Below are 22,932 nucleotides of genomic sequence, written 5' to 3'. Positions count from 1 at the left end.
GTGGGTTCCGAACGCCGCTCGGCCCGAACAGAGTGGTCGGTATGCACGCGACGACCACCGAACCCCGCGCCGCCCGGGCCGGGCTCCTGCGCGATCTCCGCAGCCCGCGGGAGGCCGTCTCCAACCTGACGCCGAACTGGTTCGCGTCGGTCATGGGCACCGGCATCATCGCCAACGCGGCGGTCGGCCTGCCGGTGCACGTGCCCGGCCTGCGCACGGCGGCCGCCGCCGTGTGGGTGCTGGCCGCGGTGCTGCTCGCGGTGCTCACCGCGGGCACCGTCGCGCATTGGATCCGCTACCCCGCGTTCGCCCGACGCCACCATCGCGACCCGGTGATCGGGAACTTCTACGGCGCGATGGCGATGGCCTTCCTCACCGTCGGCATCGGCGCGGTGCTGGTCGGCCGGGATTGGATCGGCCTGACGGCAGCCCTGGCGCTGGGAACCACGCTCTGGGTGATCGGATCGGCACTGGGCCTGTTCTTCGCACTCGCCATCCCCGCCCTGATGGTCAGCGGCGGCCACTACCGCGAGGACGGCGCGTTCGCGGGCTGGTTGATGCCGGTCGTCTCCCCGATGGTGACGGCCTCCGGCGGCGCGGTGCTCCTGCCCTACGCGGCCGCCGGCACCGTGCGGACGTCGCTGCTGTGGTTCAGCTACGGCTGCTTCGCCTTCACGCTCCTGGCCTCCCTGATCGTGCTGCCCCCGGTCCTGCTGCGGCTCCTGCGTGGCCCGCTGTGGGCGCCCGCGATGATCCCGACGGCCTGGATCGCGCTCGGCCCGCTCGGGCAGTCGATCACCGCGGCGAACGGCCTCGGCGCCACCGCGCACCTGGCGGTCGGCGACGACCTCGCCGCCGGGCTGCACCGGTTCGGCGTCGATTACGGCTGGACCGTCACGGTGGCGGTCCTGATGTGGACCGCGGTGGCGCTGACCCTCACCCTCCGGACCGCCCTGGGCACCCCGGACGGCCTCCCGTATGCGCTGACCTGGTGGTCCTTCACCTTCCCGGTCGGCACCTGCGCCACCGGCTTCAGCGCGATGGCCGCCGCGACGGGCGCCACCGGATACGCGGCGCTCGCCGTCGTCTACTTCCTCGGCCTGGTGGCGGGCTGGATCGTCGCGGCCCGCGGGACCGTTCCCCGCGCCCTCGCGAGTGGGGCGCTGCTGCGGCACCCGGACCTGGCCGCCTGATCCCCGGCACCCGGTCCGCAAGGATCCTCCCTTGCATTAGCTGCCAGCAAGTCCTTAAACTTGCGTCATGATCGTTCTCACCGCCGACCAGAGGGCCAGTCGCTCCGACACCGACCGGGTCGAGTCGGCGCGCGCGCTGCTGTCGCCCCTCGCCTGGCTCCGCCCGCCCGACCGGACCGCGGGCGACGAGTTGCAGGCCGTCACCGACGATCCGGCGGTCGCCGTCGATGCGGCGCTCGCGCTGCTGGCCGACGGGCACTGGAGCGTCGGGCTCGGCGTCGGCTCCGTCGAGACGCCGCTCCCCGCCCAGACCCGCGCCGGCCGGGGCCGCGCCTTCGAGGCGGCGCGCGAGGCGGTCGAGGCCGCGAAGGGCACGGCCGTCCCCCTGCAGGTCCGCGGCGACGACGGGGCCGCCGCGGGCCGCGCCGAGGCGATCCTGTCGGTGCTCGGTCTTATCGTGGGCCGCAGATCACGGGAGGGACAGGAGGTGACGGCCTTGCTGAACACGGGAATGTCGATCACGGCGGCCGCGGCGGAGCTCGGCGTCTCGCGGCAGGCCGCGTCGCAGCGCGCGGCGGCGGCGGGCTGGTCCGTGGAGCCCGCGGGGCGCGCGCTCGCGGTGGAGCTGCTCGCCGAGGCCGACGGCGCGGAGGCCGGCCGATGATCGGCGTCGTCATCGCACTCCTGCTCGCAGCCACCGTGGCCGGCGTCCTCGCGGCGCGGCGGGGTTCGCTCGGCACGGCCGGTCTGGTGTGGGCCGCGGCGCCGGCCGTCCTGCTCGGGGCAGCGGCCGCGGTGGCCCTGGCCGCGCCCGCGGCGACCGGATTCGGCCTGGCCGCGGTGCGCGTGGCCGCGGTGCTGGCCGCGATGGCGGGCGGCAGCGCCCTGGTCACCGCCGCGTTCGCGCTGGCCGGCGCCACGGGCCAGGACGAGCCGGATGGCGAGCCCGACCGAGACGCCGCGCCCGCGGACGACGATCCCGCGAACGGTGCGCCGGCCGGCGGCGATCCGGCGGACGAGCCGGTGCCGGCGTCGCCGCTGCGCGGCGGGCTCGCGATCGGCGTGCTGGAGCGCGCGGCGATCGCGGTGTGCGTACTCGCGAACTTCGGCGGCGGCCTCGCGGTGATCGTCGCCGCGAAGGGCCTCGCCCGCTACCCCGAGCTGCGCCACCCCGGCGCGGCCGAGCAGTTCATCATCGGGACGTTCGTCTCCGTGCTGTGGGCAGTGGCGTGCGCCGGGGTCGCCGTCGCGGTGGGCCGCTGACCGCCCGTCCCCGGGGCCGTCAGCCCTCGTGCTGCGGCGGGGGCGCGTAGCCCGGCTGCTGCACCTCGTAGGGCGAGGGCTGCTGCCACTGCGCGGCGCCGTGCCCCAGCGGCAACTGGGCGGTGGAGTCCGACGGGTCCTGCTCGGGTTCCGATGCGCGCGCGGGCGCTGCGGAGGCACCCGCGGGCGCGACCGGCGCATCGGGCACCTCGTCCTTCGTGACGACGACGGGGGCGACCGGCTCCGGCGTGTCGAACCAGCCGTCGGTGTCGATGTCCGGGGCGGCCGCGGGCGCGTCCTCGGAGGGCTCGAACCGGAAGACACCGTCGGAGCCCGGCGTGCCGAGGTTGCGCATGAATCCCTGGAGCGCAGCGTTGAAGTCGCTGGGCACGACCCACACCTTGTTCGCGTCGCCCTGCGCCATCTCCGGGAGGGTCTGCAGGTACTGGTAGGCCAGCATCTCGGGCGTCGGGCGCCCGGACTTGATCGCGGAGAACGTGGTCTCGATGGCCTTCGCCTCGCCCTGGGCCTCGAGGTACGCGGCGGCACGGCGGCCCTCGGCGCGGAGGATCTCCGCCTGCCGGTCGGCCTCCGCGGAGAGGATCGCGGCCTGCCGCTCGCCCTCGGCCAGCAGGATCCGGCTGGCCTTGTCGCCCTCGGCGGACTTGATCGCGGCCTCGCGGTGACCCTCGGCGGAGAGGATGGTGGCGCGCTTCTCGCGGTCCGCCTTCATCTGCTTCTCCATCGACTCCTGGATCGACGGGGGCGGGAAGATCGACTTGAGCTCGACGCGGGCGACCCGCAGGCCCCAGCGCGACGTTGCCTCGTCGAGCACGCCGCGGAGTTGGCCGTTGATCTTCTCGCGCGAGGTCAGCGTCTCCTCGAGGGTCATGCCACCGACGACGTTGCGCAGCGTGGTGGTGGTGATCTGCTCGACGCCGACCACGTAGTTGCTGATCTCGTAGACCGCGGCCTCGGGCCGGGTGACCTGGAAGTAGACGACGGTGTCGATGTTCACGGTCAGGTTGTCCTGCGTGATCACCGGCTGGGGCGGGAAGGAGACCACCTGTTCCCGCAGGTCCACGCGGGCGCGGACCTTGTCGATGAACGGGATCAGCAGCGCCAGTTGGCCCGACACCGTCTTCGTGTACCGGCCGAGCCGCTCGATCACCGCGGCCTGCGCCTGCGGGACGAGCACCAGCGCCTTCACCAGCACGACCACCGCCGCGAGGATCAGTACGAGGAGTACGACCAGTCCGATTCCTATGCCCTCCATGGATCTTCCTCTCCGTTGACCTTCGGTCAGCTGTCGACCACGACGGCGACCGCGCCGTCGATCTCGACGATGGTCACCTCCACGCCCACGGCGATCGGCACGCCGTCGTACGGCGTCCGCGCGGACCATTCCTCCCCGCCGATCAGGATGCGTCCGGCGTCGCCCGAGACGGACTGCAGCACCGTCGCTTTCATGCCGGGGAGCGATTCCAGGTACGACGGTGCGTCGCCCCGTTTGCTCTCGGCGTACCGGCGCAGCGGCGGGCGCACTAGCACGAGCAGCAGTACCGACGAGACGGCGAACACGACGCCCTGCGCCCACAGCGGGAGGTCGAAGATCCCCGTGGCGCCGGCGGTGACCAGCGCCCCGCCGCCGAGCATGAGCAGGGTGAACTCGCCGGCCGCCGTCTCCGCCACGGCCAGCAGGATCGCGCCGATGAGCCAGAGCGCCGCTGCCATACCTCGATCCTGCCAGAATCGGACAGCACGGGCGAGAACCTGTCGGTGCGCGCCGCTACCCTGGGCCCATGACACACACCCAGGGGCGGAGTCGGTTCCTCACCACGCGGGACGGCCGGCACCTGCACGCCACGGAGCTGGACGGGCCGGGCGGCGCACCGGTCGTGGTCTTCGAGGCCGGCGCCGGGGGAACCCGGTCGTCCTGGGGCGGGGTGCAGCCGCCGGTGTCCGCGTTCGCGCGCGCGGTGGCCTACGACCGGTCGGGGCTCGTCCGCAGCGCGCCCGACGCGGCCGACCGCACCTTCGGGCGCATGGCCGACGACCTGAACGACCTCCTCCACGGCCTCGCCGACGGCGACGACACCCGGTTCGTGCTCGTCGGCCACAGCCTGGGCGGAGTGATCGTGCGCCTGGCCGCGTCGCGCCGCCCGGGCCGGATCGCCGGGCTTGTCCTGGTCGACCCGTCGGATGAGTCGGCGGAGGACATGTTCCGCGGGAACGTCGAACGGCGCGCAGCGATCTCGACGGCGATCATGCGGGTCCTCGCCCGCACCGGGATCCTCCGCGTCCTGGGCGGCATCCTGTTCCGCAGCGCCCCCGCGGACGTCCGCGCCGACCTCGCGCGGGAGGCGGCCACCCCGCGGGCGATCGAGACGATGGTGCAGGAGCTGAAGACGTTCTACCCGGAGCTGCAGTCGTGGCAGGGGTCCGCGCCCGACCTCGGCGACGTCCCCGTCACCGTGATCTCGGGGGCCAAGAGCGGGGGCCTCGGGAAGGCGGTCCGGGCGCGGGTCAACGAGGCGCACGCCGAGCGCGCCGCGGCATCGCCGACCGGACGGCACGTCGTCGCCGCGAACTCGGGACATCAGGTCCCGCTGACCGACCCGGACGTGATCGTCGAGGAGGTCCGTCGCCTCGTTTCCGGGTCGGCCACCGAGAAGGACTGAGTCAGAGCGGATACGGCGGCGCGCCGACGCCCACGAGGCGGTAGGTGCCCCAGACGGTCTTGTCGGTGACCATGGCGGGCGACGCTTCTCCCCCGCCGATGGACACCGTGACGCTGCCGCGGGGCATCTTCTTCAGCGCCGCACCGATCTCCATGTCGTCGACGGTGCCGTACCAGTGGTAGTTGCCGTCGAGCGGCTCGAGGTGCCCGGCGAGCCGCACGGGCGAGACGGCCTCGAACTCGCCGGAGCGGAGCACGGCCTCCCCGGCGTAGACGCCCTCGTCGCGGACGTGGTCGTTGGACAGGTCGATCGCGTCCCGGTCCGGCCGCGACGGCGCCCGCCGCCCCTTGAGGATCCAGCGGGCGGTCACCGGGGGCCGCGCCAGCAGGCGCGTCGCCGCCTCGGTGTACATCCACCGCAGCCAGGCGTCCAGCGTGTCCCGCTGGAGTGTCGAACCGTCCGTGAGGATCAGGTTCGGCACCCCGTCGACGAGCATGCCCAGGTAGGCGCGCTCGGCGTCCGCGGGCCCGACGGTGCCGGGCGGCGCGACGCGCGGATCGAGCACCGGCACCTCGATCGCGGCCGTGGTGCCGGCGAGCACGACGAGGTCGTAGTCCGTCACGCCCGCGGGTGTGGTCAGGGTCCAGGCGTCGCGCTCGGGGCGGAACCGCAGGTCCGCCACGTCCGACGGTGCCACGACGGTCCCGTCGATCCCGGGGACCCGCGCGCCGATGACGACGATGCGCGGCCGGCCGTCCGACGTCACGCGAGGAACCCCGCCTTCTTCCACGACCACCGCGCGAACGCCCGCATGAGGCCGACGGAGTCGAGGAACCGGCCGAGATCCCGGAAGCCGTCCTGCTTGGCCTTGATGTGGTGGGGGTTGGTGATGGCGGCGCGGTAGGCGGCCTTGGGGTCGAGGCCGGCACGGGCGTACATGCGCGGGTTGGCGAACAGCATGCGGAAGCCGAAGGCCGCGCCGGCGTGCAGGTTCCCGACGAGGAGCGTCTGCATGCGGCTGCGGTCGGCGACGCCGCGCCGGGCGCCGTCCCGGGCGTAGCCGATGTGCCGCGCCTCCTCGGTGACGTGGATCTGCATGAGGCGGGCGACGATCGGCTGCAGCTCCGGATCGTCCTTGATCTGCCGCTGCTGGGCGTCGAAGATCTCCTCACCGACGAGGGCGGCGATCCACACGGCCTGGCCGCGGATCACCGGGGCGAGAACGTACTTCACGACGCCCAGCTGCCAGCCGCGCAGGCGGAAGGGTCGCTCGCCGACACGGTCGATGACCTTGCCGAACATCACCATGTGGCGACACTCGTCGCCCATCTCGGTGAGCGAGTAGAAGGCGTCGCGCGAGGTGGGGTCCTTGGCGAGCAGGTCGCGCAGGAGCAGGCGGTTGAGCAGGTTCTCGAACCAGATGCCCATCGAGAGCAGGTTGACCATCTCCAGGCGGGAGAGGGCGATCTGCTCCTCGCGGGTCATGCCGTTCCAGATGTCGGTGCCGTACAGGGTGCACATGTGCGGCGGCAGGAAGTACTTGTCGGGGTCGATCGGGGCGTCCCAGTCGATGTCGACGACGGGCGCGTAGGAGCGCTTGACGGAGCCACCGAGGAGCCGGTCGGCGACCGCATCCCGGGTGCGTTCGGGCAGAGTCGTATCGGTCATGTGGCGAACGTAACACCACTGCCGGACAGTTGGCAATGAACTGTCTATTCGAGCTGTTGGGAGGCGTGTCAGGGAGCGATCGTCGCGCGCACCGGGAGGACGAAGGCCTGGGCGTACCGTCGCCCGGCCTCGACGTTCGCACTACTCGGGCCGCGGTGGTCGGGACCGTCGACGGTGCCCTCGACCGGTGGGAGCGGCGTCAGCAGCAGCGAGTGCAACTGGCGCACGAAGTAGTCGGCGAAGGCGTGGACGTCGGCGCCGTCGCGGTACTCGCCGCGCCGGATCTCCCCCAGGAAGAAGCGCCGACCCTGCTGGATCTGCGGCGAATCACCGGTGATGTACGGCAGCAGCAGCGCGGGGTTCGAGGCCAGCACGTGCTGCAGCGCGCGGTGCTCCCGCAGGTACGCGTAGGCGTAGCCGAAGCCGGACGCCAGCCGCTCGTCGTTGTCGGTGATCCCGTCGGCGAAGTCGTGGATCCGGCGGTAGAACTTGTCCAGTTCACTGGCGACGAGCGCCTCGACCAGCGCGTCCTTGCCGGTGAAGTGCTGGTAGAGCGTGGCCCGCGCGAGGCGGGCCCGCTTGGCGAGCGCGCCCATCGAGATGCGGGTCAGGCCCGCCTCGTCGACCCAGTCGAGTGCCGCGCGCAGGATCTGCTGCCGGGTGTCTGGTTTCGTCGTCGGGGTCGATGCCACCTGCGGATTCTACAACTGCGACCGCAAGCGACGGGGTCAGGAATCGGGATCGGTGACGAAGTCCACGAGGCGCTCGACAGCGCCGATGAGCGACGCGTCGAGGTCGCGGAACGAGGTGACGGCCCCCTGCACGCGGCGCCAGCCGTCCTGGGGCGAGCCCCAGCCGAGGCGCTCGCACGTCCCCGTCTTCCAGTCCTCGCCCCGCGGCACGTGCGGCCACGCCTCGATGCCCACGGACGCGGGCTTCACGGCGGCCCAGATGTCGATGAACGGGTGGCCGGTGACCATCACGTACTTCCCCAGGGACTGCGTCATCCGCGATTCCTTGGAGCCCTCGACGAGGTGGTCGGCGAGCACGCCCACCTTGCGGCCGGGCCCGGGCTGGAACTCGGCGAGCCGGGCGCCGAGGTGGTCGAGGCCCTCGAGCTGCTCGACGACGACGCCCTCGACCCGCAGGTCGTGGCCCCAGACGCGCTCCACGAGCGCGGCGTCGTGGATGCCCTCGACCCAGATGCGGCTGGGCAGCGCGACGCGGGCCTTCACGCCCTCCACGCGGGTCGAGCCCGAGGCGCTGCGCTGCGGTGCCGACGGTGCCTTCGCCCGCGGCTTGACCAGCGTGACGGGCTTCCCGTCGATGAGGAAAGCAGCCTTGCGCATCGCGAAGACGCGGACGGCACCGCGGCCGTCCTCGAGCTTGACGAAGTCCCCGTCGTAGCTCTTGTCGAAGCCGACGACGGCCCCGCAGAAGCCCGTGGCCGCGTCCTCGACGACGAGGTCGCGGTCCGCGGGCACCTCGGGAACCACGCGCGCCTTCCTACTCGCATGCCCGGCGTAGATGTCTCCATAGCTGTTCGCCACGGCGACGAATTCTACGGCGCGGGGTCCACGTACTGCGTGAAGCCGTAGCGCGTGTGTGGGCCGATCGCGCCGAATTCGAAGAGGCCCTCGCCCTCCTCGGTGCGCCCGTCGGGGTGCCGGACGGTGCACGTCGCGAGGTACTCGACCGGCACCAGCATGGTGAGGTTGACGTCGAGGTCAGGCACCCGGAACCGCCGGCCCTCGACCTTCTCCTCGCCCTGCCACATGCCGTGCCGCCAGTCCTGGTCGAGGCCGTAGCCGGTGCCGAAGCCGAAGTGGTTCGCGGTGGTGATGCGCACATCGACGGTGGTGGCGGCACCGTCGGACCCCGTGACAGTGAGCCGGGCCGCCCGAGCCTGGCGGGTGCCCGGGACGAAGTCGATGTCGTGCGCGACGTGGCCCAGCCAGCGCGGCGCGGAGCCGTCGTGCGGGATCCAGGTGGCGTCCTCGACGACGGGGCGGCCGTGGACGTCCTCCTGGAGAACCACGCAGATCGCGGCGTCGGCGAGGTCGAGCACGGAGTAGATCCAGAAGAAGTTGCCGGCCTCGGTGACCCGGCGGCCGGGCGGTTCGGCCTCGCCGACGGGGCGGACGCCCCAGGAGCGGTCGCGGTTGCCGCGCCAGGTGCTCGCGTCGAACCTCTCGCCGTCGACGGTCAGTGCGCCCGCCCAGGTACCGACCTGCACGAACCGCTGGGTGTCGAAGGTGACGCGCTCGATCTGGCGGTGGAAGTGCCGGGGCTCGAGGTGCGCGGGGCCGGTGCCGGTGAAGGTCAGGTCGAACGCGAGGTCGTAGTCCGCCCCCGGCGCGAGGACGACGCGCAGGCGCCGCAGCCCGTCGAGCACCTCGACGCGCATCGGGCCCACCGTCGTGTCGGCGCGGTCCGCGCCGAGCGCCTTGGACGCGCGGAAGACGATCTGGTCGTCGCCGTGACGCGCGACGGCGAAGCAGTCCACGACGCCGAGGTTCGGATAGACGCCGAGCCCCAGCACGAGGAAGGGCTCGTCGGCGGTGCCGTTGTGCGCGTTGAAGTAGTAGCGGTCGTAGAAGTTGCGGTCCGACGTGGCCGGGTGGCGGATCACCTCGGCCACCTGGTGGACGGGGAAGTCGTCGAACGGCGACAGCGTCATACGACGGACTCCCAGTAGGTGCCGGCGAGCATCTTCTCGATGCTCGCCCGGTGCAGGATCATGTCGTCGGGGTTCTCCGGCGCGACGGCGGCGCCGAAATCGATGGCGCGGGTCTGGATCCGGTACATGATGACGCCGTGCACGATCGCCGCGTAGGCGGTGTAGAAGTCCAGGTCGCGCGGCACGTGGCCGGTGCGGTCCGCGTACCGTCGCGCCACGTCCTCGCGGCGCAGGAACCCCGGCAGCCCGGGCAGACCCGCGAGCTCGGCGAGATCCTGGAAGAACCGGTGCAGGTAGACGAACCAGCCGAGATCCAGCTCGCACGGGCCGACGGTCGCCATCTCCCAGTCGAGGACGGCGACGGGCGTGTTACCCGCCGGGCCGCCGTACATGAGGTTGCCGATGCGGGCGTCGCCCCAGAGGAGCACCTGGTCGGCGTGCCCGGGCAGGTGCTGCTCGGCCCAGTCCAGCGCGCGGTCGAGCAGGGGCGCCCCGCCGTGCTTCTCCGCGGCCCAGTCGTAGAACGCGCGGAGCCGGCGCAGGTGCGCGGCCAGCGCCGTCTCCCCCGGTTCGGGCGTCGGGACGAGGCCGTCGGCGGGAGCCGGCACGGCGTGGATGGTGGCGAGGACGTCGACCGAGGCGTCGGCCAGTTCCCGCAGGTCCGCGTCGGTGGAGTCGGGCCGCCAGGCGCCGAAGGTGTAGGGCATGACGTCGGGCGGGACGTCGCCGTCGACCCGGTCCATGACCAGGAACGGCGCGCCGATCACCGCGGGGTCCTCCTCCACCCAGAGGCACGACGGCGCGGCGACCCCGTACGCCTCGACGTGCCGCATCACCGCGAACTGCGCGGGCAGGTCGTACGTCGGGAACACGGGGTCGGACTCCGGCCGGGGCGCGACACGGATGACGAGGCGCCGCTCGTCGTCGCCGAACCGGACGGTGGCGAGCAGCGTCTCGCTCGACATCCCGTTGCCCTCGGGCAGGTGGAGGTCGAGCACCTCGGCTCCCGGTTCGCGCGCGGCGAACCACTGCTGCAACTGGGCGCGCACCTCGTCCGGGGTGCGCTGCGAGGAGGCCGGGCGGGCCTGCTCGGCGAAGGTGTCCGATTCGGTCATGCAGGTCAGGGTAGATCCGCGCGGGCTTTGCTAGAACATGTTTCAGAATTCTCGCGTGGCTCTCGTGCGGGCCGTGTCCGCGCGGCGGGACTAGAGTGGATGCCCATGAGCTCCCCCGTGGCCACCCTCGCCCGTCGCGCCACCGCGGGGCCCGCCCAGGGCTTCGCGGTGTGGTCGGCGGCGTGGCTGGCGGGCTCGGCGGGCACCGACGAGCTGCTGGCGGCGCTCGGCGAGTGGGCGCCGGTGCAATCCGTCGTCGACGGCGATCTCCCGGACCTGCTGGCGGAGATCCGGGCTCTCGACCCGCACACCGTCCGGCTGCTGCTGCCCGCGCCGGGCGATGCGCGGGGCCTCCCCGCGGGCACCGACCTCGAGGAGGCCGCGATGGCTCGCGGCGAGGTCGTGCTCTTCGACGGCGCGGCGTCGACGATCGCGCTGGTGCCGACGCCCGAGGCCGGCGATGTGATGCGCTGGCAGGCTTTCCTGCACGAGCCCGCGCTCGTCGATCCGGATCCGGTGTCGCTGGGCGCGGCGGAGCACGCGCTGCGGGACGCGGTGCGCGAGGCGCCGTCGGCGCTGGCCAGCCTGCCGCCCGCGCCGGACGCCGCGTCGGACCCGCGGGGCGTGGTGATGGAGCTGACCCGCTATCTGGGCGCCCACCGATTGCCGCTGGGGGCCACCGAGCGCGCGCACCGCGTGCTCGACAGCGCGGGCATGGTGGAGGCCATCCTGCTGGTCGCGGGCGCCGAGAATCCCTACGCCGGGCTCACCCTCGCGTCTGCGCAGGGCGGCGACGCCGCCTACCGCGACCTGTGGCGCACCGTCCGCGCCGCCCGGGTGGCCGCGGTCAACGCCGTCTGCCGCGACGAACTGCGCGGAGAGTTCTGAAACCCGCGTTCAGCTGCGACACGATCGAAATACTGCGCCGCGACCCAGCTGAATGCCGGTTTCAGGAGCGGACCGGCCGACGCACCGCGGGGCAGCAGCCCTCGACACAGGCGGCGCCGTCGACGCTGACGCCGAGCCCGCTGGACCGGCCCGCATCGGCGTCCGCGACGAGGTCCGCGACCATCGCCGCGAACCGCGGATCGTGGATCGGGGTGGCGGCGCGGGCGAAGGGCATGCCCAACTCCCCCGCGAGATCGCGCGCCTCGGTGTCGAGGTCCCAGATCACCTCGAGGTGGTCGGAGATGAAGCCGATGGGCACGACGGCGACACCGGGAACCCGCTGGTCCCACAGTGCCTGGACGTGGTCGCAGATGTCGGGCTCGAGCCACGGCACCTGCGGCGGGCCGGAGCGGGACTGCCACACCACGTCGTGATCCACCCCCAGCCGGGCGGCGACGTTCGCGGCCGCGTCCCGGACCTGGCGCGAGTACAGATTCGACACCCCGGGCGGGCCCGCATTGACGTCCGCGGCCTCCGGGATCGAGTGCGCCGTGAACACCAGCCGGGACCCGGACGGCACCGACGCCAGGGCCGCGGCCGCGGAGTCCGCGAAACACTCCAGGAACAGCTCGTGGTCGTGGAACTGGGGAAGTTTGGTCAACCGGGGCGCCCCTGCGCCCACCGCGGCGAGCGCGCGGGCGATGTCCTCGTCGTACTGCCGGCAGCCGGAGAAGCCGCCCCACGCGGACGTGGCGAAGACCAGCGCGTCCCGCACGCCGTCGTCCTTCATGGTCTGCACGGTGTCCTCGACCATCGGGTGCCAGTTCCGGTTCCCGAAGTACACGGGAAGGTCCCGGCCCCGGCGGCCGAACTCCTCCGACACGGCCGCGATGAGCGAGCGGTTCTGCTCGTTGATCGGCGAGACGCCGCCGAACCGCAGGTAGTGCTGTTCGACGGCGTCCAGCCGCTCGGGTGGTACTCCCCGGCCACGCACGACGTTCTCGAGGAACGGCCGAACATGATCGGGGTGCTCGGGCCCTCCGAAGGAGAGCACGAGGAGTGCGTCGTGGGTCACGACTGGGCGTTGATCATGTCCTCGGGGAACCAGGTGTTGTGGCTGGCGCCGCCGTCGACGTAGACGATGGAGCCGGTGGTGCCGGGCAGCCAGTCCGAGAGCAGCGCACAGATGCTCTTGCCCACGACCTCCGGGTCGTCGACGTTCCAGCCGATGGGCGACGCGCCGTCCCAGTACTGGTTGAGCATGTTGAGCTTCTTGGCGTCGTCGGTCGCGGTGCCCGAGATCGCCTTGGCCGCGAGGGTCTTGATGGGGCCGGCGGCGACCAGGTTCGAGCGGATCTTCTTGGCGTAGCCGACCTCGCGGGCGACGTAGCGGTTGACCGACTCGAGGGCGGCCTTCTGCACGCCCATCCAGTTGTAGTCGGGCATCGCGGTGCGGGGATCGAAGTCCATGCCCACGATGGAGCCGCCCTCGTTCATGACGGGCAGCACGGCGCGGGCCAGCGAGGCGTAGCTCCAGGCGGAGATCTCGAAGGACTTCGCCACGTCGGGGCCGGGGCCCTCGAGGAAGGGCAGCGCGTCCGGGCCCATGAGGGTGCGGGGCGCGAAGGCGATCGAGTGCAGCACGCCGTCGATGCCCTCGGGCGCGAGCTCGCGCACCTTGTCGGCCAGGCCGCCGAGGTACTCCTCATCGGTGATGTCGAGCGGGATGGCGGGCGGCACCTCCTGCGGGAGACGCTTGGCGATCCGGTCGATGAGGCGGAGCCGCTCGGGGATGCCGGTGATGATCACCTTGGCACCCTGCTCCTGGGCCACCTTGGCGGCCGAGAAGGCGATGGAGGCATCGGTGATGATGCCGGTGATGAGGATGGTCTTGCCTGCGAGCAGTCCGGTCACGGACGTGCCTCCTTCTGGATTTGGCTGGTTCGACGGTGCGCCGTCGGGCGTGCGTTCGGACGGGCCGAGCGGCCCGATGTTCAGGGCCTAGTGGCCCATGCCCAGGCCACCGTCGACGTTGATGACGTTGCCGGAGACGTACGAGGAGTCGTCCGAGGCGAGGAACGAGACCACGGCCGCGACCTCCTCGGGCTGGCCCATCCGCTTGGCGGGGATGGCCTGCTTGACGGCGGTCTCGGTGTACTCGGCGGGGAGATCGCGGGTCATGTCGGTGTCGATGAGGCCGGGCGCGATCACGTTGGCGGTGACGTTGCGGGCGCCGAGCTCACGGGTGACCGAGCGGGCGAGGCCGATGACGCCGGCCTTCGAGGAGGCGTAGTTGGCCTGGCCGGGCGTGCCCATGAGGCCGACGACCGAGCCGAGGTAGATGAAGCGGCCCCAGCGGTTCTTGAGCATGTCGCGCGTCGCGGCCTTGGTCACGCGGAAGGCGCCGGTCAGGTTCGAGTTGATGACCTTCTCGAAGCTCTCGACGCTCATGCGCATGAGCAGGGTGTCCTCGGTGATGCCGGCGTTGGCGACGACCACCTCGACGGGGCCCTGGTGCTCGGCGACCGTCTTGAAGGCGGCGTCGACGGACTCGGTGTCGGTGACGTCGCACTGCACGCCGAACAGGCCCTCGGGGGCGCCGGAGCCGCGGTGCGTCACAGCGACCTTGTGGCCGTCGGCGGCGAGGCGCTGCGCGATCGCGAGGCCGATACCGCGGTTGCCGCCCGTGACGAGGACGGACCGGGGCGTGAATTCAGAAGTCGTCGACATGGGTGACAACGTATCAATCGCGCTCGCGACCCGGGAAATCTCCGGCCACGCGAGTCGTCATCGGACGCGCCGCGTGGGCACCGTCGTCACCGATCGCGACACTCGTCGCACCGGTCACGGCAGGCGACGGTTGAAGGCGACCGCGCCCGCGGCCCCGAGCACGAGCAGGCCGGTGGCCCATAGGACCCAGATCCGCGAGTTGTCGCCCTTCTGCATCTCCCAACCGATCTCGTCGCGCAGGGTGCCGTACGCCTCGTTGAGGTCGCTCAGCGAGGAGGCGGAGAAGAACTGGCCGCCGGAGAGATCGGCGATCTGCTTGAGGGACGCGTCGTCGACGGGGACGGGGATGTTCTGGCCCTCGATGTCGACGGTGCCGTTCGGCGTGCCGAAGGAGATCGTCGAGATGGGGATGCCCTCCTCCTTCGCCTTGCGGGCGGCGGTGAACCCGCCACGCGGATCGTCGAGATCGGTCGGCACCGTCTGCTTGCCGTCGGACTCGAGGATGATCCGGGCCGGCGGCGCGGCGTCCTTACCGCCCAGCACGTCCCGGATGTTCTTGATCGACTGGATCGCCGCGTAGATGCCCTCGCCCGTCGCGGTGCGCTGCGCCAGGTCGAGGTGATCGATCGCGTTCGTCGCGAGCGAGCGGTCCGGCGTCGGGGACACGAGCAGCTGCGCAGTGCCGGCGTAGGAGACGATGCCGAGGTTCATGCCCTGCGGCAGCTCGCCGACGAACTTCTTCGCGGCCTCCTTGGCGGCGTCGAGCCGGTTCGGGCTCACGTCGGTCGCCTTCATCGACAACGAGACGTCGACGACCAGCACGACGGTGGCCTTGCTCCGCGGCACCTTGCGCATCGCCTGCGGCCCGGACAGCGCGACCATGAGCAGGATCATGCCGATGCTCAGCAGCGCGATGGGGACGTGCCGCCACCGGTTGGGTCCGGGCGGCGCCACGGAGTCGAGCACCGACATGTTCGCGAACTTCAGCGCGCGCTTGCTGCGCCGCCGCTCGTTGTAGACGTACCCCGCCAGGATGGCGAGCACGACGAGGATGCCGAGCAGCCAGATCGGGGTGGCGAGCGAGGTCAGTCCGCCCATGTCAGGAAGCACCAGCCAATCCACGTCGACGCGCGGCGACGAACCGCACGATGTCGGCGAGCCAGTCGCGGTCGGTGCGCAGTTCGAGGACGGGCGCGCCGACGCCGCGCAGCGTGCGGGCCACCTGCTTGCGGTGCTCCTGCGCCGCGGCGGCGAACCGCTGCTGCAGCTCGGGGGTCACGGTCAGTTCGCGCACGGCGCCGGATTCGGCGTCGCGGAGCGCGATCTCGCCGACGGCGGGGAGCTCGACGTCGCGGGGGTCGAGCACCTCGACCGCGAGCACCTCGTGCCGCGCGGCGATGCCGCGGAGTTCGCGGACGTAGTCCACGTCACCGAGGAAGTCGCTGATCACCACGACGAGACCGCGGGGCTGTTCCGGCCGGCGCAAGGCGTCGAGCGCGACACGCAGGTCGCCGCGGGTGCCCTCGACGGCGCGAGGCGCGGTCGCGATGGCCTTGAGCACCTTCTGCCGCTGCGCACGCCCGGACTTGGGCTGCACCCGGACCAGCTGTGCGCCGTTGGTGACGAGGCAGCCGACGCGGTTCGCGGCGCCGCTCACCAGGTGCACCACGGCGGCCGACGCGGCCACGGCGAGGTCGCGCTTGGTGCCGCCCGTCGACCCGAAGTCCATCGAGGCGGACAGGTCGACGACGATCCAGGTCTGGAGTTCCCGGTCGGCGATCATCTGCCGCACGTGGGGGTGCGTCGTGCGGGCGGTCACGGACCAGTCCATGAGGCGCACGTCGTCACCGGGCGTGTACGGGCGCGACTCCCCCGGCTCGGAGCCGGGTCCGGGCAGCAGGCCCTGGTGATCGCCCTTGAGGACGCCGTCGAGCCGCCGCCGGACGAGCAGCTCCAGCATCTTCAGCGACGCCTGCATGCGGGTCTCATCGACCTCGCCGCCGGCGAAGCTCGGGAGCGGGCTCCGGCGCGGCTCGGGGCCGGTCGGGGTGCCGGGAGGCGGGCCGGAAGGGATGGCCGGCACCGTCAGCCCTGGGGCTGGTGCGCGGGCGTGAACTGCGGCGCGGCCGGCGCCTGCTGCGGGACGGGCTGCCCGACGACCTGCGGCAGGGCGACGGTCTGCAGCACGCGCGCTATCGCCTGATCGGCGGTGACCTCGTCGGCGAGCGCGTCGTAGCTCATGACGAGGCGGTGGCGCAGCACGTCCGGGATGATCTCGACGACGTCCTGCGGGACCACGTAGTCGCGGCCGCGGAGCAGCGCCAGGGCGCGGGCGGCGGCGACGATGCCGAGGGTGGCGCGGGGCGAGGCGCCGTAGGTGATCCAGGAGGCCACGTCGTCGAGGCCGAACTCGCGCGGGGTGCGGGTCGCGGCGATGACGCGGACCACGTAGTCGACGAGGGCGTGGTGCACGAAGACCTCGCTCGCGGCGCGCTGCAGGCGCTGCACCGTGGTCGGGTCGAGCACCTGCGAGGCCACGGGCGGGACCGTGCCCATGCGGTAGACGATCTCCCGCTCCTCCTCGATGGAGGGGTAGCCGACGACGACCTTGAACAGGAAGCGGTCGCGCTGCGCCTCGGGCAGCGGGTAGACGCCCTCGTTCTCGATGGGGTTCTGGGTCGCGAGCACGAGGAAGGGGTCTGGCATCGGGTAGGTCTGGCCGCCGATGGAGACCTTGCGCTCGGCCATGACCTCGAGCAGCGCGGACTGCACCTTCGCCGGCGCACGGTTGATCTCGTCGGCGAGCAGGAAGTTCGCGGAGACCGGGCCGATCTCTGTGTCGAACTGCTCCTTGCCCTGCCGGTAGATGCGGGTACCGACGAGGTCGGACGGCACCAGGTCGGGGGTGAACTGGATGCGGGAGAAGGAGCCGCCGACCACGGTGGCGAAGGTCTCGACGGCGAGGGTCTTAGCGACGCCGGGGACGCCCTCGAGGAGGACGTGGCCCTTGGCGAGCATCCCCACCAGGATCCGCTCGACGAGCTGATCCTGGCCCACGATGACGCGCTTGACCTCGTAGACCGCCCGCTCCAGCAGCTTGACCTCATCGCTCGAGGCGATGTCCTGCCCCTGTGAGTGCGTCACGCAATGACCCCTTCGTCGTTCGTTCCCCCGGCCCCGCGGGGCCCGTCCGATCCCGGACCGCGGCGGCCCGTTCCCCCGAGCGTACTGAATGAACCGCGGTCAGCTGTTGATCACGCGGACGCCCTGCGAGAGGAACGTCGAGGCGTCGAACGGGGCGATGCGCACTGCGCCGCCGGACTGCGGCGACTCCAGGATCTGGTTGTTCCCGAGGTACATCGCCACGTGCTGGGTGCCGCCGGGGCCGCGGAAGACCATGTCGCCGCGCTTGAGCTGGCTGATCGGGACCTTGTTGCCGGTCGTGTACTGGTAGCCCGAGTACTTGGGCAGCGCGATGCCGACGGCGGCGTACATGTAGGCCATCAGGCCGGAGCAGTCGAAGCCGACGCGGTTGAAGTCGCCGAAGCTGTCGGCGACGCCGCCGTCGCGGACGCCCTTCGTGGCGCCCCAGGCGTTGCCGCCACCCCAGGCGTATTGCACGCCGATGACCGACATGCCGCGCTGGATGACGGTCTCGATCATCTGCGCGCCGCTCATGCTCCCGACGCCGGGAACGGCCTGCGAGGCGGGGGCGGCCGGCTGCTGCGCGCCGCCGGACTGGCCCGTGATGGCGCCGAACGGATTGCTGAACAGCGAGGACGCCTGGCCGACGATGCCCTGGGCGAACGTCCGGGCCGCCGCCAGCGGATCCGCGGAGTCAACGGTGCCGGCCTGCGCGGCGGGGGCCGCCGGGGCCGCCGCCTGCGCTGCCGGGGCCGCGGGCGCCGCGGGCTGGGCCGCGGGCTGGGCCGCGGGCGCCGCCGGGGCGGCGATCTGCTGGGTCTGCTGCTCGTCCACGACGTACTGCGCGTAGATCTTCTGCTGCGCCGCACGGTCCTCGACGCGCTTGGCCTGGTCGAGGGCGCGCTGGGCCAGCTCGCGCTGCGCGCTCAGCGTGGTCTGCTCCTGCTGCTGCGTGGTCAGCGTCGCGACGGTCTGCGTGATGGAGTCCTCGGCCGTCGTCTTGCGCTCGGCCGCTGCGGCGGTGGCGGCGTCGGCCTGGACCTTGGCGGCGCGGGCGGCGGTGCGGGAGGCCTCGGCGCGCGTCTTGGCGGCCTGGAGGTCGCCGAGGGCGGCCTTCTGCTTATCCGCGACGATCCGCAGCGTCGTCGCGCGGTCCACCGCCTCGCCGGGGTCGTTGCCGCCGAGGGTGTTGACGAGCGCGCCGGCACTGTTGCCCTGCGCGTACGCGGCGCGCACCACCTTGTCGAAGGAGTCCTGCGCGGTCTTGATCTTGGCGTCGGAGTCGGCGACCGCGGTCTCGGAGACCTTGATCGCCCCGGCCGCGGCGGTCGCGGCGTCGCGGGCCGACTGCAGATCGACGACCGCGCGGTTGACGGACTGCCGCTTCGCCGCGACGTCGCCGCGGAGGTCCGCGATGCGCTGGTCGGCCTGGGCGATCCGGTCGACGAGCGCGGCGACGACGTTGGCGGGATTCGCGTCGGGGCCGTTGGGCTCGGCGAAGACCGAACCTGCGCTCGCGACGGAGCCCGCCACCAGCGAACCGGTGGCGACTGCCGCGAGCAACGACCGCGCAGCGAAATTCGTGGCGGGGTGTGCCGTACGCCTCAAGGTGTCTCCCTCATCTCAAGACTCGTTCATACCCGATGAGTACGCATGGGCCACACGCACAACATTGGCTTCAGTCGTACCGTACGGCACATCCACAACAATGGAAAACAGGAATCACAAATTACACAGGTGTGAGTCGACGATCATCCGTGCTGACCAGCACGGATCACCGTTCGATGAATTGCTTGCGAAACGGACAGCAGCCGGGAATTACACAGCTGGAATTTCGAATGAATGTGCGTTATTCGTTCGATCGAACAGCGGAGCCGCCATTCTCTTCGGACGCGACCGTCGCGTCCGAGGACTCCGCGGCGACCGCGGCGGAGACGGAGCCGGCTACGGCGGCCCTGCGGGCCGCATCCACCGCGCGGCTGCGGCGACGGGTCACCACGCGCGCCCACCCCGCGAGGGCCGCGACGACGAGCACCAGCCCGACGGTGAAGCCCGTCCAGGGGAAGGTCGCGTCGTTCGCGACGGTCGCGAAGTCCTCGGCGGCCTTGGGCGGGTTGTTGAGGGCGAGCCGGCCCGTGTAGCCGTCCTGACCCTTCTCGATCTGGAACCGCGACAGCTGGGTCGAGTATCCGGCGACCTGACTGGGCGACATCACCAGCACGGTCAGCGGATGGTCCGCGTCGGCCTTCATCTGCCGGCCGAGCTCGGTCCCGAGGTCGCGCAGCGAGGTGTCGGGGTTGTAGTCGTGCGCGAGGACGACCACCTGGAAGTTCTCGATGCCGTTGGCCCGCGCGTCCTTGACGACCTGCACCAGCTGGGGCACGGAATCGGAATGCGCGGGATTGAGCACCGCGACGCCGTCGGTCGCGAGGTCCGCCTGCAACGCGGACAGATCCACGTCGGTCGGAACTTCGGTGAGAATCGGCAGCGGACCCATGGGCCTCACAGTACGACACGCCCACGGCGCCGCCCGGAACGAGGCACAATGAGCTGCGTCCGGCGAGTTCCAGCCCCGTGAACTCTCACAGGACAAGCGTACTGTATTATGGACTCAGGCACCGACACAGCCCGTCGGTGCACACCACAAAACGTTGAGTGGAGCTGACGTGAGCAAGAGCATCGATTCCTTCTCGTCGCGCGGCACGCTCGAGGTGGGCGATCAGTCGTACGAGATCTTCCGCCTCAGCGCCGTGCCCGGCACCGAGAAGCTGCCCTACGCCTTGAAGGTCCTCGCAGAGAACCTGCTGCGGACCGAGGACGGCGCGAACATCACCACCGATCACATCAACGCCCTGGCGAACTGGGACCCCTCGGCCGAGCCGAGCGTCGAGATCCAGTTCACCCCGGCGCGCGTGATCATGCAGGACTTCACCGGAGTGCCCTGCATCGTGGACCTCGCCACCATGCGCGAGGCCGTCACGGCCCTGGGCGGCGACCCCAACAAGGTCAACCCGCTCTCCCCCGCCGACATGGTCATCGACCACTCGGTCATCCTCGACGTCTTCGGCACGGCCGACGCCCTCGAGCGCAACGTCGACCTGGAGTACCAGCGCAACGGCGAGCGCTACCAGTTCCTCCGCTGGGGCCAGGGCGCGTTCGACGACTTCAAGGTCGTCCCCCCGGGCATGGGCATCGTCCACCAGGTCAACATCGAGTACCTCGCGCCGGTCGTCATGACCCGCAACGGCCAGGCCTACCCGGACACCTGCGTCGGCACGGACTCGCACACCACCATGGAGAACGGCCTGGGCGTCCTGGGCTGGGGCGTCGGCGGCATCGAGGCCGAGGCGGCCATGCTGGGCCAGCCGGTCTCCATGCTCATCCCCCGCGTCGTCGGCTTCAAGCTCACCGGTGAGATCCAGCCGGGCGTCACCGCCACCGACGTGGTGCTCACCGTCACCGACATGCTGCGTCAGCACGGCGTCGTCGGTAAGTTCGTCGAGTTCTACGGCAAGGGCGTCGCCGAGGTGCCCCTGGCCAACCGCGCGACCCTGGGCAACATGAGCCCCGAGTTCGGCTCCACCGCGGCGATCTTCCCGATCGACGGCGAGACCATCAACTACCTGCGCCTGACCGGCCGCACCGACGAGCAGCTCGCGCTCGTCGAGGCGTACGCCAAGGAGCAGGGCATGTGGCACGACGCCGACCACGAGCCCGCGTACTCCGAGTACCTCGAGCTGGACCTCAGCACCGTCGTGCCGTCGATCGCCGGCCCGAAGCGCCCGCAGGACCGCATCCTCCTGTCGGAGTCGAAGGTGGCCTTCCGCAAGGACATCCACAACTACGTGGAGGAGCAGCACCCCGCCGCCCACACGCAGCTCGACGAGGCCGTCGAGGAGTCCTTCCCCGCGTCGGACCCCGCCGCCCTGTCCTTCGCGGACGACGGTGCCGTCAACGTCCAGTCCGCCGCCAACGGCGCCGAGGGCCGCCCTAGCAAGCCGGTGCGCGTCAAGGGTGAGCGCGGCGAGTTCATCCTCGACCACGGCGCCGTCGCGGTCGCGGGCATCACGTCCTGCACCAACACCTCGAACCCGTCGGTCATGCTCGGCGCGGCGCTGCTCGCCCGCAACGCGGTCGAGAAGGGCCTGACCACCAAGCCGTGGGTCAAGACCAACATGGCGCCGGGCTCGCAGGTCGTCAACGACTACTACGAGAAGGCCGGCCTGTGGCCGTACCTCGAGAAGCTCGGCTACTACCTCGGCGGCTACGGCTGCACCACCTGCATCGGCAACACCGGACCGCTGCCGGACGAGATCAGCAAGGCCGTCAACGACGAGGACCTGACCGTCGTGGCGGTGCTCTCGGGTAACCGCAACTTCGAGGGCCGCATCTCCCCCGACGTGAAGATGAACTACCTGGCGTCCCCGCCGCTGGTCATCGCCTACGGCCTCGCGGGCACGATGGACTTCGACTTCGAGACCGACTCGCTGGGCACGGACCACGACGGCAACGACGTCTTCCTCAAGGACATCTGGCCGTCCGCGCAGGAGATCGACGACACGATCAAGAACGCGATCAACCAGGACATGTTCCGCAAGTCCTACTCGACCGTGTTCGAGGGCGACCACCGCTGGCAGAACCTCGCCACTCCCGAGGGCGACACCTTCCAGTGGGACGAGAACTCGACGTACGTCCGCAAGGCCCCGTACTTCGACGGCATGACGATGGAGCCGGCGCCCGTCTCCGACATCTCCGGCGCCCGCGTCATGGCGCTGCTCGGCGACTCGGTCACCACCGACCACATCAGCCCCGCCGGCCCGATCAAGCCCGGCACCCCGGCGGCGCAGTACCTCGACGCGCACGGCGTGGCCCGCAAGGACTACAACTCGCTGGGTTCGCGGCGCGGTAACCACGAGGTGATGATCCGCGGCACGTTCGCGAACATCCGCCTGCAGAACCGTGTGCTCGACACCATCGGGCTCGAGGGCACGCAGGGTGGCTACACCCGTGACTTCACGCAGGAGGGCGGCCCGCAGTCGTTCATCTACGACGCGTGCATGAATTACCAGGCCGCCGGCACCCCGCTGGTCGTCCTGGGCGGCAAGGAGTACGGCTCCGGTTCGTCGCGCGACTGGGCGGCCAAGGGCACCAGCCTCCTGGGCGTCAAGGCCGTCATCGTCGAGTCCTTCGAGCGCATCCACCGGTCGAACCTGATCGGCATGGGCGTTGTCCCGCTGCAGTTCCCGAAGGGCGAGTCGTGGAAGTCCCTGGGCCTCGACGGCACCGAGACCTTCGACATCGCGGGTATCACGGAGCTGAACAACGGCGTGACGCCGAAGACGGTGCACGTGACCGCCACGAAGACGGACGGCACGAAGGTGGAGTTCGACGCGGACGTCCGCATCGACACCCCCGGTGAAGCCGACTACTACCGCAACGGCGGCATCCTGCAGTACGTGCTGCGGAACATGGTCAAGAGCTAGTAGCTGCAGTCTCGACCAGTGACGGCGGGTCCGGCCCCAGCGGCCGGGCCCGCCGTTCGCGTAGCCGACATCGAGTAACCGTCCCCG

At 71.4% G+C, this 22,932-nt stretch carries 22 protein-coding genes; 6 read left to right on the top strand and 16 right to left on the bottom strand.

Annotated elements, in window-relative coordinates:
* Positions 1 to 41: 41 nt before the first annotated feature.
* The 3 genes from BLW32_RS12530 (at position 42) to BLW32_RS12520 (ending at position 2,456) form a co-directional block, all read left to right on the top strand.
* The gene (locus tag BLW32_RS12530; RefSeq protein WP_068741971.1) at positions 42 to 1,193 is read left to right on the top strand and encodes a TDT family transporter; all 1,152 of its coding nucleotides are present in this window, start codon (positions 42 to 44) and stop codon (positions 1,191 to 1,193) included.
* A 67-nt stretch (positions 1,194 to 1,260) separates the two neighbouring features.
* Positions 1,261 to 1,857 carry a hypothetical protein gene (locus BLW32_RS12525; protein ID WP_068741972.1) on the top strand — a complete coding sequence of 199 codons (597 nt, stop codon included), beginning with the start codon at positions 1,261 to 1,263 and terminating at the stop codon, positions 1,855 to 1,857.
* Positions 1,854 to 2,456, top strand: a complete 603-nt coding sequence (locus BLW32_RS12520; RefSeq protein ID WP_068741973.1) for a hypothetical protein — start codon at positions 1,854 to 1,856, stop codon at positions 2,454 to 2,456. The genes BLW32_RS12525 and BLW32_RS12520 overlap by 4 nt, the downstream gene beginning before the upstream one ends.
* A 19-nt stretch (positions 2,457 to 2,475) precedes the next feature.
* On the opposite strand, the gene BLW32_RS12515 is transcribed toward BLW32_RS12520, so the two are convergent.
* Positions 2,476 to 3,732 (bottom strand): SPFH domain-containing protein, encoded by a 1,257-nt coding sequence (locus BLW32_RS12515; RefSeq protein WP_068525510.1) that lies wholly within the window; start codon positions 3,730 to 3,732, stop codon positions 2,476 to 2,478.
* Positions 3,733 to 3,758: 26 nt separating this feature from the next.
* Entirely contained in the window at positions 3,759 to 4,190 is a 432-nt protein-coding gene (locus tag BLW32_RS12510; RefSeq protein ID WP_068525508.1) for an NfeD family protein, read from the bottom strand.
* A 68-nt stretch (positions 4,191 to 4,258) separates the two neighbouring features.
* Between BLW32_RS12510 and BLW32_RS12505 the strand changes: the two genes are divergently transcribed.
* Positions 4,259 to 5,137, top strand: a complete 879-nt coding sequence (locus tag BLW32_RS12505) for an alpha/beta fold hydrolase (protein WP_068741974.1) — start codon at positions 4,259 to 4,261, stop codon at positions 5,135 to 5,137.
* Position 5,138: 1 nt separating this feature from the next.
* On the opposite strand, the gene BLW32_RS12500 is transcribed toward BLW32_RS12505, so the two are convergent.
* From BLW32_RS12500 to BLW32_RS12475, 6 genes are all read right to left on the bottom strand, one after another.
* Positions 5,139 to 5,903 (bottom strand): DUF4873 domain-containing protein, encoded by a 765-nt coding sequence (locus BLW32_RS12500; RefSeq protein ID WP_068741975.1) that lies wholly within the window; start codon positions 5,901 to 5,903, stop codon positions 5,139 to 5,141.
* Positions 5,900 to 6,805, bottom strand: coding sequence for an AurF N-oxygenase family protein (locus tag BLW32_RS12495; RefSeq protein ID WP_068741976.1), 906 nt, complete (start codon positions 6,803 to 6,805; stop codon positions 5,900 to 5,902). Before BLW32_RS12495 ends, BLW32_RS12500 begins: the two co-directional genes overlap by 4 nt.
* A 68-nt stretch (positions 6,806 to 6,873) precedes the next feature.
* A complete protein-coding gene (locus BLW32_RS12490) occupies positions 6,874 to 7,497 on the bottom strand; it encodes a TetR/AcrR family transcriptional regulator (RefSeq protein ID WP_068525503.1) in 624 nt (207 codons plus the stop codon).
* Positions 7,498 to 7,533: 36 nt separating this feature from the next.
* Positions 7,534 to 8,355 carry a DUF3097 domain-containing protein gene (locus BLW32_RS12485; RefSeq protein WP_068525501.1) on the bottom strand — a complete coding sequence of 274 codons (822 nt, stop codon included), beginning with the start codon at positions 8,353 to 8,355 and terminating at the stop codon, positions 7,534 to 7,536.
* An 11-nt stretch (positions 8,356 to 8,366) separates the two neighbouring features.
* Positions 8,367 to 9,485 (bottom strand): Rv3169 family protein, encoded by a 1,119-nt coding sequence (locus BLW32_RS12480; RefSeq protein ID WP_068741977.1) that lies wholly within the window; start codon positions 9,483 to 9,485, stop codon positions 8,367 to 8,369.
* Positions 9,482 to 10,600, bottom strand: a complete 1,119-nt coding sequence (locus BLW32_RS12475; RefSeq protein ID WP_068741978.1) for a phosphotransferase family protein — start codon at positions 10,598 to 10,600, stop codon at positions 9,482 to 9,484. Before BLW32_RS12475 ends, BLW32_RS12480 begins: the two co-directional genes overlap by 4 nt.
* A gap of 105 nt (positions 10,601 to 10,705) precedes the next feature.
* Between BLW32_RS12475 and BLW32_RS12470 the strand changes: the two genes are divergently transcribed.
* Complete coding sequence (locus BLW32_RS12470) at positions 10,706 to 11,488, top strand: Rv1486c family protein (RefSeq protein ID WP_068741979.1); 783 nt, start codon at positions 10,706 to 10,708, stop codon at positions 11,486 to 11,488.
* Between the two features lie 61 nt (positions 11,489 to 11,549).
* Here the strand turns inward: BLW32_RS12470 and BLW32_RS12465 are convergent, their stop codons facing one another.
* The 8 genes from BLW32_RS12465 to BLW32_RS12430 form a co-directional block, all read right to left on the bottom strand.
* Entirely contained in the window at positions 11,550 to 12,563 is a 1,014-nt protein-coding gene (locus BLW32_RS12465; RefSeq protein WP_068741980.1) for a ferrochelatase, read from the bottom strand.
* Positions 12,560 to 13,402 (bottom strand): NADH-dependent enoyl-ACP reductase InhA, encoded by an 843-nt coding sequence (inhA, locus tag BLW32_RS12460; RefSeq protein WP_068525493.1) that lies wholly within the window; start codon positions 13,400 to 13,402, stop codon positions 12,560 to 12,562. Before inhA ends, BLW32_RS12465 begins: the two co-directional genes overlap by 4 nt.
* 87 nt (positions 13,403 to 13,489) lie before the next feature.
* Positions 13,490 to 14,218 carry a 3-oxoacyl-ACP reductase FabG1 gene (gene fabG1 / locus BLW32_RS12455; protein WP_068525491.1) on the bottom strand — a complete coding sequence of 243 codons (729 nt, stop codon included), beginning with the start codon at positions 14,216 to 14,218 and terminating at the stop codon, positions 13,490 to 13,492.
* Positions 14,219 to 14,332: 114 nt separating this feature from the next.
* Entirely contained in the window at positions 14,333 to 15,316 is a 984-nt protein-coding gene (locus tag BLW32_RS12450) for a VWA domain-containing protein (RefSeq protein ID WP_068525490.1), read from the bottom strand.
* Position 15,317: 1 nt separating this feature from the next.
* Entirely contained in the window at positions 15,318 to 16,196 is an 879-nt protein-coding gene (locus BLW32_RS12445; protein WP_082791487.1) for a DUF58 domain-containing protein, read from the bottom strand.
* A 107-nt stretch (positions 16,197 to 16,303) separates the two neighbouring features.
* A complete protein-coding gene (locus BLW32_RS12440) occupies positions 16,304 to 17,362 on the bottom strand; it encodes an AAA family ATPase (protein ID WP_068741981.1) in 1,059 nt (352 codons plus the stop codon).
* A gap of 99 nt (positions 17,363 to 17,461) precedes the next feature.
* Entirely contained in the window at positions 17,462 to 18,970 is a 1,509-nt protein-coding gene (locus BLW32_RS27515) for a C40 family peptidase (RefSeq protein WP_074850546.1), read from the bottom strand.
* Between the two features lie 241 nt (positions 18,971 to 19,211).
* The gene (locus BLW32_RS12430; RefSeq protein ID WP_068741983.1) at positions 19,212 to 19,859 is read right to left on the bottom strand and encodes an Rv1476 family membrane protein; all 648 of its coding nucleotides are present in this window, start codon (positions 19,857 to 19,859) and stop codon (positions 19,212 to 19,214) included.
* A gap of 169 nt (positions 19,860 to 20,028) precedes the next feature.
* On the opposite strand from BLW32_RS12430, the gene acnA reads away from it, so the two are divergent.
* Positions 20,029 to 22,845, top strand: a complete 2,817-nt coding sequence (gene acnA / locus BLW32_RS12425) for an aconitate hydratase AcnA (protein ID WP_068525483.1) — start codon at positions 20,029 to 20,031, stop codon at positions 22,843 to 22,845.
* Positions 22,846 to 22,932: the final 87 nt, after the last annotated feature.

The organism is Tsukamurella tyrosinosolvens (assembly GCF_900104775.1).
Lineage (GTDB): Bacteria > Actinomycetota > Actinomycetes > Mycobacteriales > Mycobacteriaceae > Tsukamurella > Tsukamurella tyrosinosolvens.
Note: the sequence above shows the minus strand (reverse complement) of the source record. Positions and strands in the feature narration are given on the sequence as shown.